Origin of the sequence: Paenibacillus forsythiae T98 (assembly GCF_000520735.1) — a bacterium.
Lineage (GTDB): Bacteria > Bacillota > Bacilli > Paenibacillales > Paenibacillaceae > Paenibacillus_AQ > Paenibacillus_AQ forsythiae.
In genome coordinates, this window is sequence record NZ_ASSC01000447.1 from 1 (window position 1) to 16658 (window position 16658).

General features: G+C 54.0%; 16 protein-coding genes, 1 pseudogene and 1 riboswitch. Of the genes and pseudogenes, 2 read left to right on the plus strand and 15 right to left on the minus strand.

Going from position 1 to position 16658, the window contains the following annotated elements:
• The 13 genes and pseudogenes from L692_RS28845 to L692_RS0114215 all read right to left on the minus strand — a co-directional run.
• Positions 1-462, minus strand: a 462-nt coding sequence (locus tag L692_RS28845; RefSeq protein WP_036723728.1) for a nucleotide-binding protein, incomplete at its 3' end; no start/stop codon positions are given.
• Positions 459-1568, minus strand: coding sequence for a cobalt-precorrin 5A hydrolase (locus tag L692_RS0114160; protein WP_025700836.1), 1110 nt, complete (start codon positions 1566-1568; stop codon positions 459-461). The genes L692_RS28845 and L692_RS0114160, both read right to left, overlap by 4 nt.
• The gene (gene cobM, locus L692_RS0114165; protein WP_025700837.1) at positions 1561-2355 is read right to left on the minus strand and encodes a precorrin-4 C(11)-methyltransferase; all 795 of its coding nucleotides are present in this window, start codon (positions 2353-2355) and stop codon (positions 1561-1563) included. Before cobM ends, L692_RS0114160 begins: the two co-directional genes overlap by 8 nt.
• Positions 2355-3077 carry a precorrin-2 C(20)-methyltransferase gene (gene cobI / locus L692_RS0114170; protein ID WP_025700838.1) on the minus strand — a complete coding sequence of 241 codons (723 nt, stop codon included), beginning with the start codon at positions 3075-3077 and terminating at the stop codon, positions 2355-2357. Before cobI ends, cobM begins: the two co-directional genes overlap by 1 nt.
• Before the next feature lie 21 nt (positions 3078-3098).
• Entirely contained in the window at positions 3099-4328 is a 1230-nt protein-coding gene (locus tag L692_RS0114175; protein ID WP_025700839.1) for a bifunctional cobalt-precorrin-7 (C(5))-methyltransferase/cobalt-precorrin-6B (C(15))-methyltransferase, read from the minus strand.
• Positions 4321-5430: a cobalt-precorrin-5B (C(1))-methyltransferase gene (locus L692_RS0114180; RefSeq protein ID WP_025700840.1), complete on the minus strand. Its 1110-nt coding sequence runs from the start codon at positions 5428-5430 to the stop codon at positions 4321-4323. The genes L692_RS0114175 and L692_RS0114180 overlap by 8 nt, the downstream gene beginning before the upstream one ends.
• A gap of 17 nt (positions 5431-5447) precedes the next feature.
• Positions 5448-6098 (minus strand): precorrin-8X methylmutase, encoded by a 651-nt coding sequence (locus L692_RS0114185; RefSeq protein WP_025700841.1) that lies wholly within the window; start codon positions 6096-6098, stop codon positions 5448-5450.
• A gap of 21 nt (positions 6099-6119) precedes the next feature.
• Positions 6120-6887 carry a precorrin-6A reductase gene (cobK, locus tag L692_RS0114190; protein ID WP_025700842.1) on the minus strand — a complete coding sequence of 256 codons (768 nt, stop codon included), beginning with the start codon at positions 6885-6887 and terminating at the stop codon, positions 6120-6122.
• 34 nt (positions 6888-6921) lie between these two features.
• Positions 6922-7878, minus strand: coding sequence for a sirohydrochlorin chelatase (locus L692_RS0114195; protein ID WP_025700843.1), 957 nt, complete (start codon positions 7876-7878; stop codon positions 6922-6924).
• Positions 7879-7908: 30 nt separating this feature from the next.
• Positions 7909-8751, minus strand: a pseudogene (gene cobJ / locus L692_RS0114200) (precorrin-3B C(17)-methyltransferase); the annotation flags it as partial.
• 13 nt (positions 8752-8764) lie between these two features.
• Positions 8765-9862, minus strand: coding sequence for a nicotinate-nucleotide--dimethylbenzimidazole phosphoribosyltransferase (cobT, locus tag L692_RS0114205; RefSeq protein ID WP_312001407.1), 1098 nt, complete (start codon positions 9860-9862; stop codon positions 8765-8767).
• Between the two features lie 144 nt (positions 9863-10006).
• Positions 10007-10212, minus strand: a riboswitch (cobalamin riboswitch).
• Between the two features lie 186 nt (positions 10213-10398).
• The gene (locus tag L692_RS0114210; RefSeq protein ID WP_025700846.1) at positions 10399-11058 is read right to left on the minus strand and encodes a type 1 glutamine amidotransferase domain-containing protein; all 660 of its coding nucleotides are present in this window, start codon (positions 11056-11058) and stop codon (positions 10399-10401) included.
• 100 nt (positions 11059-11158) lie between these two features.
• Positions 11159-12028 (minus strand): LysR family transcriptional regulator, encoded by an 870-nt coding sequence (locus tag L692_RS0114215; RefSeq protein ID WP_025700847.1) that lies wholly within the window; start codon positions 12026-12028, stop codon positions 11159-11161.
• Positions 12029-12148: 120 nt separating this feature from the next.
• On the opposite strand from L692_RS0114215, the gene L692_RS0114220 reads away from it, so the two are divergent.
• Both L692_RS0114220 and L692_RS0114225 read left to right on the plus strand, forming a co-directional pair.
• The gene (locus tag L692_RS0114220; protein ID WP_025700848.1) at positions 12149-13525 is read left to right on the plus strand and encodes an MBOAT family O-acyltransferase; all 1377 of its coding nucleotides are present in this window, start codon (positions 12149-12151) and stop codon (positions 13523-13525) included.
• A gap of 36 nt (positions 13526-13561) precedes the next feature.
• Complete coding sequence (locus L692_RS0114225) at positions 13562-15040, plus strand: copper amine oxidase N-terminal domain-containing protein (protein WP_025700849.1); 1479 nt, start codon at positions 13562-13564, stop codon at positions 15038-15040.
• A gap of 58 nt (positions 15041-15098) precedes the next feature.
• Here L692_RS0114225 and L692_RS0114230 read toward each other — a convergent pair whose 3' ends face one another.
• Together L692_RS0114230 and L692_RS0114235 are read right to left on the minus strand one after the other, a co-directional pair.
• Positions 15099-15521: a VOC family protein gene (locus L692_RS0114230; protein ID WP_025700850.1), complete on the minus strand. Its 423-nt coding sequence runs from the start codon at positions 15519-15521 to the stop codon at positions 15099-15101.
• 219 nt (positions 15522-15740) lie between these two features.
• Positions 15741-16619: a LysR family transcriptional regulator gene (locus L692_RS0114235; RefSeq protein ID WP_025700851.1), complete on the minus strand. Its 879-nt coding sequence runs from the start codon at positions 16617-16619 to the stop codon at positions 15741-15743.
• Positions 16620-16658 lie beyond the last annotated feature (39 nt).

The window sequence follows — 16658 nt, forward strand, 5'->3', positions numbered from 1 at the left end:
GTTGACGATCACCCCGGCAATGCGGGTGCTCTCATCCAGCTTCTGGTAGCCCAGCACAACAGCAGCCGCGCTTCGGGCCATGCTCTGCGCATTCACAACCAGAATGACCGGACTTTCCAGCAAGACTGAAATTTCCGCCGTGGAACCGGTATTGGACAGCGGGTCCTTCCCGTCGTACAGTCCCATGACCCCCTCAATGACGGACAGATCCGCTCCACCCGACGCCCGGAGAAAAATTTCGCGCATCGTATCCCGAGACAGCATCCAGGTGTCCAGGTTGCGGGAGGGCCTGCCCGTTACAGCGGTATGATAGGTTGGATCAATATAATCCGGGCCGCACTTGAAGCCCTGTACCTGAAGCCCCCGGCGCTTCAGGGCCGCCATCAGCCCGATCGTAACCGTCGTTTTACCGGCGCCGCTGCCCGTTCCCGCAATAACGATCCGGTTTCTGTGTTCGCTCATGATCCCGCCGCCCCTCCTGAAGCTAATGGGACGCGCGCGATGGACAGGGTGACGTTGCCGCTCTTCCTTTTCTCCAGCAGCCATTCCGCCGCTCCGGATGAACGAAGCGCCGCAGGCTCGCTTACTCCGTATGCGCCCGTATATTTATACACCGCTGCGGACGGATTTTTGAGAGGAATCTGATTCAGTTCATCCGGCGTGTAGAATTCAAGCTTCCACTTATGCTTCCGGCATACGTCGAGAAGTCCCTCTTCATCCTTTTTCAACAGGATGGTGGCGGCATTCCGCACACTTTTGACAGACAGCCGCAGCTCGGACAATGTGCTGGTGATCATGCGCTCAATCTCCTCCGCCGACGTTCCCCGGTTGCAGCCGATGCCAAGGACAAGCGTCTTCGGCCGGTACAGCACCCCGTTCTCAAGCAGCGCAGCTTCCTCGTCCGCTTCCAGCAGTCGGTCCGTAATCACCAGCGCCGCGTCAAACTCCGCTTGCATCGCTTCTTGTGCGTGACTATAGACAGCAATATGCGCCGGGAGCGGCTTGTCATAGGTCCACCACCGCGTCTCGCCCGCTTCCTGCACAATCGCTATCCGTTCCTCATTGACCAGCGAGGCGCTGACCGATACCATCTTGCCGTAGCCTTCGATTTCCCAGCCGAATTCACGGCCGAAGAGATCCGCCGGAATCGTCTCCTGCACATCGGACGCGGTTGTAATGATGGGCTTGGCGCCGATGGCCTTTGCCGCCGCCAGCGTCAATTCATTTGCGCCGCCCAGATGGCCCGAGAGCACGCTGATTGCATGCCGCCCGCATTCGTCAATAACGATGACCGCCGGGTCCTTGGTCTTGTCCTCCAGCACTGGAGCGAGCATGCGGACCACCGCCCCGAGCGAAATGAAGATCATCAGCCCTTTGTAGGCTTTGAATAGGTCCTGGAGGACCGGCTTCACAGGCCCCTCGAACAGCCTGTACCCAAGCTGGGCCTCATCTCCCCGGGCCCATTTGCTCAAATAATAAAGGTCGATTCCAGGGAGCCGCTCGGCCAGCGCTCTCGCCTTATCCACCCCATGCTTCGTAATCGCGACGGCGGCATAAGGATTAGTCATCCGCAGCAAGTCCTGTCCGGCAGCCGTGGGTAAACGACTTGTCATACAGCCGGGAGCGGTGTTCATCCCGGTCGACCAGCCCGGGGTCAAGCGCCCAACCCGCCAGAATCATGGCGTGCATGCGGATGCCGGCCTGCCGCAAATCGCGGTCCAGCCGCCCGAGCGTCGTGCGCACGATGGTCTGATCCGGCCAGGTGGCCCGCTGAACGACGGCGACCGGCGTGTCCTTCGACCAGCCCGCCTCCGTGAACTCCTTCACAACCTGCTCCGCGAGCGCGGCGCTGAGGAACAGGGCGACCGTGCAGTGATGGGAGGCCAGGGCGCGAAGCTTCTCCCGTTCCGGCACGGGCGTCCGTCCCTCGGCCCGGGTCAGGATGACCGTCTGCGTCAAATCCGGCACCGTCAATTCCGCGCCCAGCACGGCGGCGGCGGCAAAGACGGAGCTGACGCCCGGCACGATCTCGTAAGGGATGCCGCGCTGCTTCAGCAGCACCATTTGCTCCAGGATCGCGCCGTACACTGCCGGGTCGCCCGTATGCACCCGGGCCACGCTGTTTCCGGCGAGGACGGCCTCGGCCATCACCTCGACCATCTGCTCCAGATCCATCCCGGAGCTTGGGAGCACCCGGGCATGACTTCCGGCGCGGGAGATTAACTGTTCGCTCACCAGCGAATCGGCATACAGGACCAGATCGGCGTTCATCAGGATGTTCTGCCCTTTCACCGTAATGAGATCCGGATCGCCCGGACCGGCGCCGACCATATACACCCTTGGCTTCAGTTCCACTATTTTTTCACCGCCATTAATGTCAAATATTCAAGCTCCCTGCCCTTTAATTCCCGTACATTTCGCCAGATCAGCTCGCCCGGGGAGGTCACTTTCATGACAACCGACGCTTTGTCCGCAAGCTCCATCTCCTCCAGCAGATCGATAATCAAATCCAGCACCTTCGCCACCTTGATGAACACAACCGCATCATGGTCTTCAATCGCCTTCCTCATCGCCTGGCGGTCATTCCTCGCCGGAATAATCGCCACCTGCTCGTCACCGTCTGCCAGGGGGATTCCGAGACGGGCGGCAGCCCCCAGAACAGAGGAGATGCCCGGAACGGACAGAACAGGGACCTCCGGATGAAGCTCCCGCATATAGCGGGCCATATGAATAAAGGTGCTGTACAGATTGGGATCGCCCTCCGTTACAAAAGCGATATCGCTCCCTTCCTTCAGATGCTCCCAGCACAGGGAAACCGTCCGGCTCCACTCCCTGTCCAGCGTGTCCTGATCCTTGGTCATGGGAAATACAAGCCCCAGCATGTCCTTCCCCGCCGTATCTATATGCAATTCTACAATTTCCAGAGCATAGGATTTGCCTCCCATCCGTTTCTTGGGATAGGCAATGACCGGACATTCCTGCATCAAGCGGAGCGCCTTGACCGTGATCAGCTCCGGGTCGCCGGGACCTACGCCGATCCCGTATAAAGTTCCTGTTGTTGCTGCTGTGGTTGTCATGCTTGCTCGGTTCCCTCTCTTTCACTTTCCGTGCTTCGCGAAGCCGGTAATTACATAAATGGGATTGAGTCCCTCGAAGCGGGTCATATCCAGAATCGGTTTGCTGCGCGAAATCTGCACCAGCGTAATCCGGGAATCGAAGCCGTGCTCAGTGAGCGCCTGCCTGCATTCGGACAATGTCTCGATCGTAGCCGCGTTCACGACGATGCGCCCTCCCGCTTTCAGCCGGGCGCAGCAGATCCGGATCAGCTCCCGCAGCTCTCCTCCGCTGCCGCCAATGAACACCGCATCCGGGTCGGGAAGCGGCTCAAGGCCATGCGGGGCTTTATCATGGATCACCGTGAAATCGGCGCGGAATTTCTTTCGGTTCCGCTCAATATTCTCTATATCTCCGGCGTTCTTCTCAATGGCAAACACCTGCCCGCAGGGCGCTGACAACGTACATTCCACAGCGACCGATCCGCACCCGGCTCCAATGTCCCAGACGACGCTGTCTTTCCTGAGCGCAAGCTCGGACAGGCTCAGTATGCGGACTTCCTTTTTCGTAATCAGTCCCTTTTCCGGCTTGCGCTGACAGAATTCCTCATCCTCTATGCCAAATCCGAATTGCGGCGATGTAAATCCTGGCTTTCGGCGCAGGATGACGATATTCAGGGGTGAACATTCCGACCGGGACATCTCCTCCAGAGTCCGAAAGCGGCATCTTTCATGCTCGCCGCCCAGATTCTCCGCAACAAAAGCGTCATATTCCGTGATCCCGAAATCGATCAGATAATGGGCAATGGCGGACGGGGTGTTAACGTGATCCGTCAGTAGGGCGATCTTCTCCCGGCCGCTGACCTTCTGCGCCAGCCCCTTCAGCGCTCGCCCATGGATGCTCTCCAGCACGGCATCCTGCCAGCTTTCGCCCATTCTCGCAAAGGCCAGCTGCACGGAGCTGACATGAGGATGGACTTCCACCGCATCCGGCCCCAGCTTCTTCACCATGAAACCAGCGATGCCGTAAAACAACGGATCTCCGGAGGCCAGCACCACAATATCCTTGTCCGCCCGCAGAGCGTCCAACTGCCCGGCAATGCTTCCCAGCCCTCCCTTGAGCCTGATCGCTTCTCCCCGGTGCCCGGGGAACAGGGAGAGATGCCGGTCGCCGCCTGCGAGAATATCCGCCCGTTCAATCCGCTTCAGAGCAGCCGTGGACAACCCGGCAGGACCTTCGTCTCCAATACCGATAATCTTGATACGCCTATCCACGCCGAACCTCCCTTCCCAAAAGCTCGCCTTTCCTGGTCAGCAGCGCTACTTCAACCGTCACGCCGCCCCCGATATGCTCTAGACAGCAGCGGCAGGCATACTGGCATAAGCGATCGAAAAAACTGCGCAGTCCCGCTTCAATCATCAGGTCGGCGGCCTGTGCCGCCGTGTTGCATCCCCGAATCTCGTTCTGGAGCTGTGATGAAGCCCCCGCCTCGCTGGCAACCCTCGCCAGAAACCCGAAATCGACGGATGAGCCGCCGGAATGAACCATCATCTCGCCCTGGGCCAGCTTCGAGAATTTGCCGATCATGCCGACAAGGCTGATTGTGCTTATCCCGAGGCGCTTGGCGTGCAGCAACGAGAACCCGGCAAAATCACCCATCAGGATAAACGACTCTTCGCTGAGGTCCGGATTCATCTCCATCGCATATTTCTCGCTGCCGGCCCCTGTCGTCAGAACAACATGCGCGCTGCCGGAGGCAGCGGCCACCCGAAGGGCCTGAATTATGCTCGCCTTATACGCGGAGGTCGAGAAAGGAACGACCGTCCCCCTCGTACCCAAAATGGAAATCCCTCCAACGATACCCAGCCGCCCGTTTAACGTCTTCCTCGCGATTTCTTCTCCGCCCGGCACGGAAATCACCACTTTCACGCCGCGGTTCATGCCATAATCCTTCAGGACTTCCTGCACTTCCTTGCGGATCATCCGGCGGGGCACCGGATTAATCGCCGCCTGGCCTATCGGAACCGGCAGCCCCGGCTTCGTAACACGCCCTACCCCGTCGCCGCCGTCAAGTTCGATGCCGCTTCCGTCCGTCCATTTCGCCACAGCGACAATTCTCGCCAGGTGCGTAGCGTCCGGATCATCGCCCGCGTCCTTCATCGTGGCGCACCGCGCCGCGCCGGAGATAAGTTCGCTTTCTACTATGGTGAACGTTTGGAACCATCCGGCCGGAAGCCAGATGGTCGATTCGGCAACCCGGGTACGGGTGACCAGCATCAGAACCGCTGCTTTCGCCGCCGCTGCCGCGCAAGCGCCTGTCGTCAATCCGTGCCGCATCTCTTTGGGCTTGTTCTTTGCTCCCGCCAAATCGCTCATGTGATCCCTTCCCTGGCCTACGCCTTCTTCTCCGCCATAATGGCAAGCGCGTTGACCGCCGCCGCCGCAACCGTACTGCCGCCCTTGCGTCCAATGTTGGCAATGAACGGAATATCGAGCTTGCGAAGCTCGTCCTTCGATTCCGCAGCGGACACAAAGCCCACCGGCAGCCCGATAATCAGGCCCGGGCGCGCTTCCCCTTCCTTAACCATGCGGATTAATTCAAGCAGGGCGGTAGGCGCGTTGCCGATGACGTAAATTCCGTCCACCGCCTCGCGCGCCGCCTTGCGCATGGCGAGGATCGCACGGGTTGTGTTGAGCCGCTTCGCTTCCTCCGTTACGTCCGGGTCGGAGATGTAGACATGGACGCTTCCGCCGAACTGTTCGATACGCGGCTTGCTGATCCCGGCCTGAACCATCCGGACATCGGCCACAATCTTGTTTCCGTTACGAATGGCTGCTATTCCCGCTTCAACCGCTCCCGGGTGAAACACCATACTCCGGCCAAGCTCGAAGTCCGCCGTGGCATGGATAATTCGCTGGACGACCGGGTATTGCTCCGGTGTAAAGGGATGCTCCCCCAGTTCCTCGGTAATGATCTCGAAGCTTGTGCTCTCAATCTCCCGGGGCTGTACCGTCAGCGGCTTAAATTCCGTCTTGAAATCCATAACCTTCTCCCCTATGTTCAATTAGCGGGCAACTTTGTTCAACTGCTCAATAACATCCTGAAAATCCGTAAACACAGCGCCAAAATCAATGTCGGGCCGGGAGATCAATATGACCCGGATTCCCAGCTCCAGCGCGGCTGCAATCTTCTCGTCTACGGCTCCGGGCTTGCCGCTCTCCTTCGTGACCATCACTGTAGTGCCGTACTGCCGGTACAGAGCTTCATTCAGTTCCCGGGAAAATGGCCCCTGCAAGGCAATGATATTTTTCTGTTCAACGCCCAGTTCTTCACATCTCTCCATGTTATCGCGCCGGGGCAGCGTGCGAACGACCAGGCGGATCTCCGGGTCGCCCAGCAGATGTCCGGCGAAAATATGCAGAGTCTTGCAGCCGGTGGTCAGCATAACGGAGCCTTTGCATTTCTTGGATTCCGCCGCCGCCTCTTCATAGGAGGACACCACCGTAAGCCTTGGATCATCGCCGTAATCAAGCGACGCCCGCTCAAACCGGATATAGGGAATCCCGGCTTCTTCCGCCGCCGCCATCGCATTCCTGTGCGCTTCTTCGGCAAACGGATGGCTCGCGTCCACAATCGCCCTGACCTCTTCCCTACGGATCAGCGTCACAAGCCCATCCTTGCCCAAACGTCCAATACGGACGGACAAATTGGCTTCTCTAAGGCTGTTCGCCGCGTTATCGGTAACCACCGATGTCAACAATTCAAATCCGCTCTGTTGTATCCGGACCGCAAGCTCCCTCGCATCGCCGGTTCCGCAAAGAGCAAAAATCATACCGCTTCCTCCCTGGGGGCTGCCCTGGCTGCTTCTATGTGTGATTATGCAGGTGATGATCGTGGTTGTGGTGATGCTCATGCTCATGATCGTGATCGTGATGATCGTGATCATGATGATTGTGGTGATGATCGTCGTGCCCGTGGTCATGATGATGGTGATGATCGTGACCGGCCGCGAGCCGATGCTGACACAGACTGCAATTCATCACGGCCTGTCCCTCCACCGCTTCGGCCACCCGATCAAGCAGCGCTTCAACCAGCTTCGGATGAAACCCGAAGTACCCAGCAAGCTCAACGGAAATATCCGGGTGCAGCGCGGCAAATTTCGCTGTCATGTCCTCAATGCGCTTGATCAGGATTCCTGTAAACAGGAAATAGGGAAGCACGAAAATCTTTTTCGCTCCAAGCCGCAGCACTCTTTCCAGGCCATCCTCAAAGGTAGGCTCCGTAACGCCGATAAAGCAGTTCTCCACCCATTTGACCGGAAGCTGCTCCCACAGAAGGCGGGTCATCTTGAAAAAATCGCCGTTGGCATCGCCGTCGCTGCTCCCCCTGCCTATCAAGAGAACGGCCGTTTCCGGCTCGCGAAAGCTTTGTGCTATGGGCAGCTCCGGGCTGCCCGTCTTAAACCCGGCTAACGCTACACGGGATGTCAGGATATCCATCACCTTCCGGTGAACGCCAATCGGACGCCCGTAGGCAAATTCCACGCCGGGATAACGCTCTTTGGCTCTATCCATCTCAAACGGGATATGAACCTTGGCATGGCCCGCCGCAAACAGCATGACTGGAATAATGACCACCCGCGCAGCTCCCTGTTCGACGCAGCTCGCAATTCCCCGCGCAATATCCGGCTGCTCAAACTCCAAAAAGCAAGTCTCTATCTTATACCGGGGCGCTTCCCGGCGCACCATCTCGGCGAACTCCAGCAGTTCCTCGTTCCCCTCGGGGTCCCGGCTTCCGTGCCCCACCAGCAATATCGCGTCCATCTTCTTCCTCCTTGTCAGGCCGATTATTTATTCCTTCGCGCCCAGAGACCAAGGCTCCGCCTCCGCTTTAAGACGCTCGCCGGGCTTTAGTGTCTGCTCATCCGAGTCCAGCGCATATTTGCGCTGGTAGCCCCTCGGCGTAATCATCAAGCCGTTATACACCACCGTCGAGGAGTTGCCGACAATAGCCGTGGTGAGCATCCCGATCTCGTGCTCCAGCATGTCCGCCAAGGTGGCAAGCACGACCCGCTGACGGTCCCGGTAAGCGCTCGTCACCAGGCCCACCGGCGTGTCTGCGGAACGGTGTCTGAGCAAGATCCGCTGAGCCTCGGCAATCTGCCGGGTACGCCTACCGCTTTTCGGATTATACAGAGCAATCACAAAATCCGCTGAGGCCGCAGCCTCCACCCGCTTGGCGATGGTATCCCAGGGGGTCAAATGATCGCTCAGGCTGATCGTGCAGGCATCATGCATAATAGGCGCCCCAAGCAGCGCGGCGCAGGAGTTGATCGAGGATATTCCGGGAATGACTTCGACCTGTACTCCCTCCAGCGGATTCCAGCTCTTTTCCATCAGCACCTCATAGATCAGCCCGGCCATGCCGTATACACCGGCGTCACCGCTGGAAATTACCGCAACGGTCCTTCCCAGATACGCCTGCCGTACCGCTTCCTGAGCCCGGCTTACTTCCTCCGTCATACCGCTTCCTACGATCTCCTGAGTGGTCAGAAGATTGCGGATCAAATCGACATAGGTGTTGTAGCCGATAATAACTTCGCTTTCTCCAATAGCCCGGCGGGCGCGTTCCGTAATCTGTTCGGCAGCCCCCGGGCCAAGCCCGATTACAAGCAGTTTGCCTCTCTTCTGTTCCAACGTGCAGCCTCCTCTATTTCAAACCATCAACCGCAAGGCTGAATTCATCTTCTTCGGGGGCCGGACTCGGGATGCCGAGATCTTCAAATGTGGCCATCCTTGAAACGAGCTGTACAGCCGATTCGATGACAGGCAGCGCCAGCGCGGCTCCCGTCCCTTCTCCAAGACGCATGTCCAGATGCAAGAGAGGCTTCAGCCCAAGCTCATCCAGCACGATACGGTGCGCCGGCTCAACGGACAGATGGGAAGCGAATAGATAATCCCGGCAGCGAGGCTCTATCCGGCAGGCGGCGAGCGCCGCGGCGCCTGTAATCACCCCGTCGATGACTACCGGAACCCTGCGGGCCGCCGCTCCCATTATCACACCGGCAAGCCCGGCGATTTCGAGTCCCCCCACTTTGGCGAGCACGTCGACAGCATCGCCCGGATCAGGCTGGTTGACCTCGATCGCCCGTTCGATCACCTTCGTTTTGGCGGCCAACGCTTCATCGTCGATACCGGTTCCCCTCCCGGTGATTTGTTCCACCGGATGATTCGTGAACACCGCCGTCATGGCGCTGCTGGGAGTCGTGTTGCCGATTCCCATTTCTCCTAGACCGATCACTTCGATCCCTTTATCGGCAAGCTCGTAAGCCGTGTCCATCCCGACATGAATGGCGGCAACCGCTTCTTGCTTGGTCATCGCCGGCCCTTGGGCCATATTAGCCGTTCCCGGGCGGACTTTCCGCCGAACCACGCCTTCCGGCAGATCCGTCAGCAGCGTCCCGACATCAATCACTTGAACCTCCGCTCCCGCTTGCTGCGCGAGCACATTGACAGCGGCGCTGCGCCGAATGAAATTCGCCATCATCAGCCCGGTCACTTCTTGCGGGTAGGCGCTGACGCCCTCCTGCACGACGCCATGATCGCCGCACATCACGACAATCGCTTTTTTGTCCACACTCGGCTGAACGCTGCCTGTTATCCCGGCGAGCCTTACAGCAATTTCCTCCAGACGCCCGAGACTTCCCAAGGGCTTGGTCAGGTTGTTGACGCTTCTTCTCATTTGATGCATCGACACCATATTCAGCCGTTCAATCCGGTTGATGACCTGAAATAATTTTTCCAACACAATCACAATCCCCTCTACAATCTTAGAGACGCATGCAATGATCATCTAACAAACAAAAAAGCACTCCCCACACACAAAAGAGCGTAGAAGTGCCGTTAATCGCCGCAATACAAGCGTTCTCCCCCTTCCTATCCTCGTAGGTCAGTCGTGCTGTTGAAAAAGGCAGGTCTCCTGACTTGTGGATCAGACGCAATAACCGGAATCATACTGATCCGGGTGCTTAAGCCTTCCCATTTGACACAGTGGCTTAAGCTTGCTCTCCATTTACAGTGGCGGGACCGCGACGGACTTTCACCGTTCTTCCCTTTTAATAAACGCCTTGGCGTTTCACCTTTTTCATCCATATGCAGTTGTAGACAAGATATGCTGACAATAAGGTTCATTATAACTTGAGCTTTAAAGAGAAGTCTATGAGTCTGCTCATACATGAGGTCTGGATGAACTGTCGCTGCCTGTGGACTAAAAAATCCGCTCCCACGGGACAACTATCCCGGAAGGAGCGGATTTTCGACGGTATCAATTAAGCCTGCCGGGGATCAGCCCAGCTGTTCAATAACCGCTTTTGTGACGGCCAGCGTTGACTGCGGGTTCTGCCCTGTAATCAGGTTGCCGTCCACCTCGTAATGGGACGTCCAGTTCGGGGCCGCGACATAGATCGAACCCAGATCGCGAAGCTTGCTTTCGAGCAAGAAAGGAAGATGTTGATCCAGCGTCGTTTGCGCCTCCTCCCGATCGGTAAAGGCACTTACCCGTTTGCCCGCCACAAGCGGTTGACCGTTCGACAGCGTAGCGCCGACAAGCCCGGCCGGACCGTGGCACACGGCAGCGACAATCTTGTCTCCCTCATAAAAATCGCGCAGCAGCTTCTGAAGGACCTTATTATCGGGGAGATCATACATCGTTCCATGACCGCCCGGCAGGAAAATCGCATCGAAGCCCTCAGCGGATACTTCGTCCAGCTTGACCGTGTTTTCCAGATATTTCTCCGTATCCAAAATTTCTTGCGGTGTATTGGCATCGACACTGCCGGGATCAACAGGAGCCTGCCCTCCAAGCGGGCTTGCGATCACAAGCTCATACCCCTGTTTTGTAAATTCAATATAGGCTTCGGCAAATTCGGACAGCCAAATCCCGGTCGATTTGCCTTCATGAACTTTCGTATGATTAGTTACAACGATTAACACTTTTTTAGCCATTTGTTTTGCCTCCATTACGAATATTTTGTTGCTTTCTTTATATTAGTTCCAGCCCTTCTATAAAACAAATTATGAAATAATGATCTATCCATAAATATATTTATACATCTTCGCGAATTCGGATCATCATTTCATGAATTTGCGGTAATTGCTTATGCTTCAGCTTATAGGCGAAAAACAGCTCATTCTTCACTTTCAAATCCTCATAGATCACCTTTGCTTTTCCATCAACTGAATTTTCCAGTATATATGTAGGGATAACGCTTAAGCCGGCGCCATTCCCGACAGCCGTCAAGATGAGCCGCAGATCAGGAATGATATGGGCGGGTCTGATTTGCGGCCGCTTTGTAAAATGCTCTCTCCAAATTCTTCGGATGATCGGCAAATCCGCCCCATAGCTTATCCAATGCTGCATGGATAGCCATTGCTCTTTTAATTCAAGGTCGTCTGTATCGCGTATTTCACAATCGCCGGGGGCAACCATCACAAATTGTTCGTCCATCAATTTCACATACTCAATGCCTGGAATTTGATACTTTTTCGATGTAATGACAAGATCGAGCTTATCTTCCTTCAGCAGCTCCAGCAACTGATCGGCGGTTCCAAAGCTGGAAATGGTACGGATGTTATAGGTATGCAGCCGGGGGAGTATTTTTTCCGTGTAAAATTCATGTGCGGCTCCCAACTTTATAACTGTAAGCGCAGGTAAGGAAGCCGCCTTGAAATTCATCGTGGTCTCCTCCAAAGACTCGATCAGCGGAGCCACCTCTGAATACAGCTCCTTCCCCCGTTCCGTCGGAAACAGCTTTCTTGAGGTTCGAATGAATAGCTGTTCACCAACCTCGGCCTCCAGAGAAGCCAAATGCTGGCTCATGGCGGGTTGCGTCATTATGCGCACTTTGGCCGCCTCGGACACAGAGTTATGCTTGTAGATCGTGCAGAAGCTTCTGTACCATTCAAAATCAACCATGTGCAATGCCCCTTTCCTTTAAATGCTTTTTGATATTGATTTATATGACGATAAAACATATCATAAGTGAGTTCGGCGTTCTTTCATGATTTTTCCTATTTTTCGAAAGTGAGGGCGGGTATGTTATTTAATTCTTATCCTTTTATTTTTGCCTTTCTTCCTGCTGTTTTACTGATCTATTTTATCTTCGTAAAATATCGCTGCTTCTTCACGGCCAAGCTTTGGCTGGCGTTGTCTTCCCTGTTTTTTTATGGCTGGTGGAATTTAAAATACATACCGCTCATCCTGCTATCCATCCTGTTTAATTACATCGTAGGCCGCAGGCTGTTATCTGCTATATCCTTCAGGAAGCTTCTGCTCTTCTTCGGGATATCGGCCAATGTCCTTCTGCTGGGGTACTATAAATATGCCGGTTTCTTAATAGACAACTGGAACGGGCTGACAGGAAGCAACCTGCCGGCGCTTCACCTGCTTCTGCCGCTGGGCATCAGCTTCTTCACCTTTACCCAGATCGCCTATCTCGTCGATGCTTACCGGAGACAAGTCCAGGAATACAGCATGATTAACTATGTGCTGTTTGTGACTTTTTTTCCGCATCTTATCGCGGGTCCGATCCTTCATCACAAGGACATGATGCCACAGTTCGAGAGGCTCCGCAATAAGGTCTGGAACTGGAATAACGTCATGTCGGGTTCTTTGCTGTTCTGCATCGGCCTGTCCAAAAAAATGCTGATCGCCGATACGCTTGCCGGTTATGCTGGCAGCGGTTTTGCGAATGCCGCCCAATTTATGGATTCCTGGATCGCAGCCTTAAGCTACACCTTCCAAATCTATTATGATTTCAGCGGCTATACGGATATGGCGATAGGCATTGCCCTGCTGTTTAACATCAGACTGCCGCAAAATTTCAACTCGCCTTACAGGGCAACAAGCATCCAGGACTTCTGGCGGCGCTGGCATATTACGCTAAGTCAGTTTCTCCGGGACTATATTTATATTCCTCTGGGCGGGGGCAGAAGAGGCTTCTGGACTGCCATTCGAAATGTCCTTATTACGTTCATCATCGGCGGAATTTGGCACGGGGCAAGCTGGATGTTCATTATATGGGGGCTGCTTCATGGCGGAGGACAGGCTGTGGAGCGCATTTGGAAACGCTGGGGCAAGCCCCTTCCTGCCCAGTTATGCTGGCTGATTACGTTCCTGTTTATTAATATGACGTGGGTGTTCTTCCGGGCTGACAATATTTCGCAGGCCACAAGGCTGCTGCGCGGGATGGCCGGCATGAACGGACTGGGGCTTTCAAGGCTTACAGGATTGGCGCCGGTAATTCCCATCCTTGCCGTCCTTCTGCTGGTCATGCGGGTATCCCCCAATTTAACCTGGACGCTAAGCAAGCTGCGCCCCAATTGGAAGACAGCCCTCCTGATGGCATTGATGTTTATGATTTCTCTTCTCTTCTTCAACCGGATTACGGAATTTCTATACTTTAATTTTTAGTGTGAGCTTAATCTACTATTTTAGGGGGAATATAGATTGCTGCCGCGGCAAAAGACCGATACCGATATTGTATTAAACGCTGCCCCATCTCGGGGATTTCATTCCCAATCCAGACAAGCTATGGGTTATTTCGTTCTATTCACCTTGATTCTTGCAGTTCTTATGGCCTTATTCATTATAATTGTGGACCCTCTGCAATTTTATCATCGCGCAACCTGGTATTCACCGGTATTTTCCAAGCAGGAACGCTACCAGAATCCGGGGCTGGCCAAAAACTTCGACTACGACACCATTATTATCGGAACGTCCATGACCGAGAACTTCCTGCCTTCTGAAGTGAGCCAAAGTCTGGGCGGAAAGGCGATGAAGCTGTCCATTGAAGGGTCGACGGCCGAGGAGCATTACAAAATTGCCAAGCTGGCCTTGAAGACCGGTAAAGTTAAGAAAGTGCTTTGGGGACTGGATTACTTCTCCCTGAAAAATAATACGGAGGAGGAGCAGCAGACCTTTCCCCATTATTTGTATGACGATAAACTGTGGAATGATTATAAATATATCTTTAATTCATCCGTCTATGCCCAGTTCGCTATAAGCATCAAAGATATGCTCCAGGGCAAGACCAATGATCTGGAGCACCTGAATAACTGGAATGATGAATCCACCTTTTCCAAAGAGCGTACGGCTAAATCTTACTACGATCACAGCGCCAGCGAAGTGTATTTCGGCATGAATGAGGAAGATATACCGGTGCTTCAGCAGCGCTTCAACACTTACGTCGGCCAGCTGCTTGCCGATTATCCCGATGTTCAGTTTTACTTTTATTATCCGCCCTACAGTGTTATGAGACAGGCAGCCTGGTACAATACCAATCCGAAACGCTTCAATAATCAGCTGGAAATGCGCAAATGGATGTTTCAGCAGATTAACAAGCACCCCAATGCGATGCTGTATGACTTCCAGTCGGAGGCGGACTGGACCTTTAACCTGGATTTATATAAGGATATCAGCCATCACAGCGGAGCGGTGAATAGCCGGATCGTCCGGAGCATCGGCAAAAATGACGCAAAATACCGGGTGACCGAAGATAATGTCGAACTGTTCAACCATGAACTGGTATCGCAAACAACGTCTGCGCTCATGGACAAGCAAGGGAATGTATATGCCTACAAGGTCAAGATCAATTCGCGCGATTACCCCTTTAGCAAGCGGCTAATTCAAGGAGATGGCGAGCTGTTCCTTCCAGCCTCCGAGACCGCATCATCGCTGAGAGCGGCCATTGCCTGGGATGCCGCAGCTAAAACGGCTGTCTTCACTACTGAACAGCAGAGAATTGAATTGTCCGCAGGAAATAAAGTCGCAAGGGTGAATGGCCAAGAAGTCTTGATGACCCGTCCGCTGCTGATTGCTGGAGGACGAGCCATGGTCCCTATAAAGTTCGTAGCTGAACAGTTAGGATTGGAGACAGCCTTGCATATTGAGCAAAGAAATTATTCTTTAAATATAAACTCCTTATAGTTCCTAAATAAATCGCCCTGTTCCTCTCTGGAAGAACAAGGGCGATTTCGTTATTCCATTACCCCTCGCCGGTCCCGTGGTTGAATTGCCACTCCACACCGAACTTGTCCGACAGACTTCCGTAACATTTGCTCCAAAAGGTTTCCTGAAGCTCCATGCCTACTTTACCGCCTTCTTTAAGCTTGTCAAACGCGGATTGCAAGGCGTCTATATCATCGCTTACAATAGCAAGGCTTATGTTGTTCCCCGCCACAAAAGGCATACCGGGAAAGACATCGGAAAACATCACAGTGCTTCCAAAAATAATAAGCCGGGTATGCATGATCAGATCTTTGGCTTCCTCCGGAAGCGGATATTCCGGGTTGGGAGGCGCTTCCCCAAAGGTCATCAGCTTGGGTTCTTCCGTTCCAAAGACCTGCGCATAAAATTCCACAGCCTCACGACAGTTTCCGTTAAAATTCAAATAAGCTTCAACAGCCATTTGCATTCTCCTTTATTTCAAAATTGTTGGTTCCATAATACATCATGTCTAAAAAAGCATTCGATCATACCGTATGGCCTACGCTATCGACATCATCGGGAAGCCGCAGAACGCCGCATGATCCAATTGCAGCGAGGCTTTCCTCATTTCCTAGTATAACCGAACATAAGTTCTTATTCAAGAGTTTCCAGAGAAAAAATATTATCAGGGTAAGATACTTCAGGGCAATAACGAGAGAAAGGCCCTTGCCGCAGCGGACAAAGGGACGCCTCGAAGTGAGGCGATTCCTATATGGCGCATTGGGATTGGCGGATTCAGGGGGATTTCAACAAGCTGGCCGGCAGCAAGCTCGTCTGCCACATAATTGCGAATAACAAACGCCAGGCCGAAGCCGCGTATTGCGAACTGCACAAGAAGATCAATGCTGCCAAGCTCGAACTCGGGGGCTATTCTGACGCCATTTGAAGCCGTATATTCGTCAATGAAGCTTCGGGTACTCCCTCCCGGCTCAAGCAAGAGCAAGGGATAATTGTTGATGGCATTAAGCTCCAGCATCCCTTCTGCCAGCTTGAAAAATGCTTTTCCGCCTACAAGGCAGTCTTGAATGGAGATGCTTCTACGGAAATCAATCTGTTTGTCCGAGGCTGGAAGATTGACGATGCCAAAGTCGATTTTCCCCTCTTTAAGCAACGCAAGTGTCTCCGGAGTCGTTCGGTTCGTTACATGAATGCGGATACCCGGATACTGCTCGTGAAAATGTTCAAGGCAGGGCAGCAGGTAATACTTGCACAATGTGTCGCTCGCTCCAATATTGATCTCCCCGCTATTTAAGCTATGCATGTCCGCAATGGCCCTCTCGCCAATCTCTACGAGGTTAAAGGCTTGTTCCACATAGCGAAGCAGCACTTCACCTTCAGCCGTAAGCGTAACTCCTTTTGTCGTTCGGAAAAATAATTGTCCTCCAAACCTCCCCTCCAGTCGCTTGATGGTATGGCTTACAGCCGGTTGAGTGATATAGAGCCGCTCAGCTGCCTTGGACAAGCTGCCGGTCTTTGCCGTCCAGTAGAAAACGCGATACCACTCTAAATTAATCTCCATATATATTACCTCACATTATATCTGGCATTATAACTATTA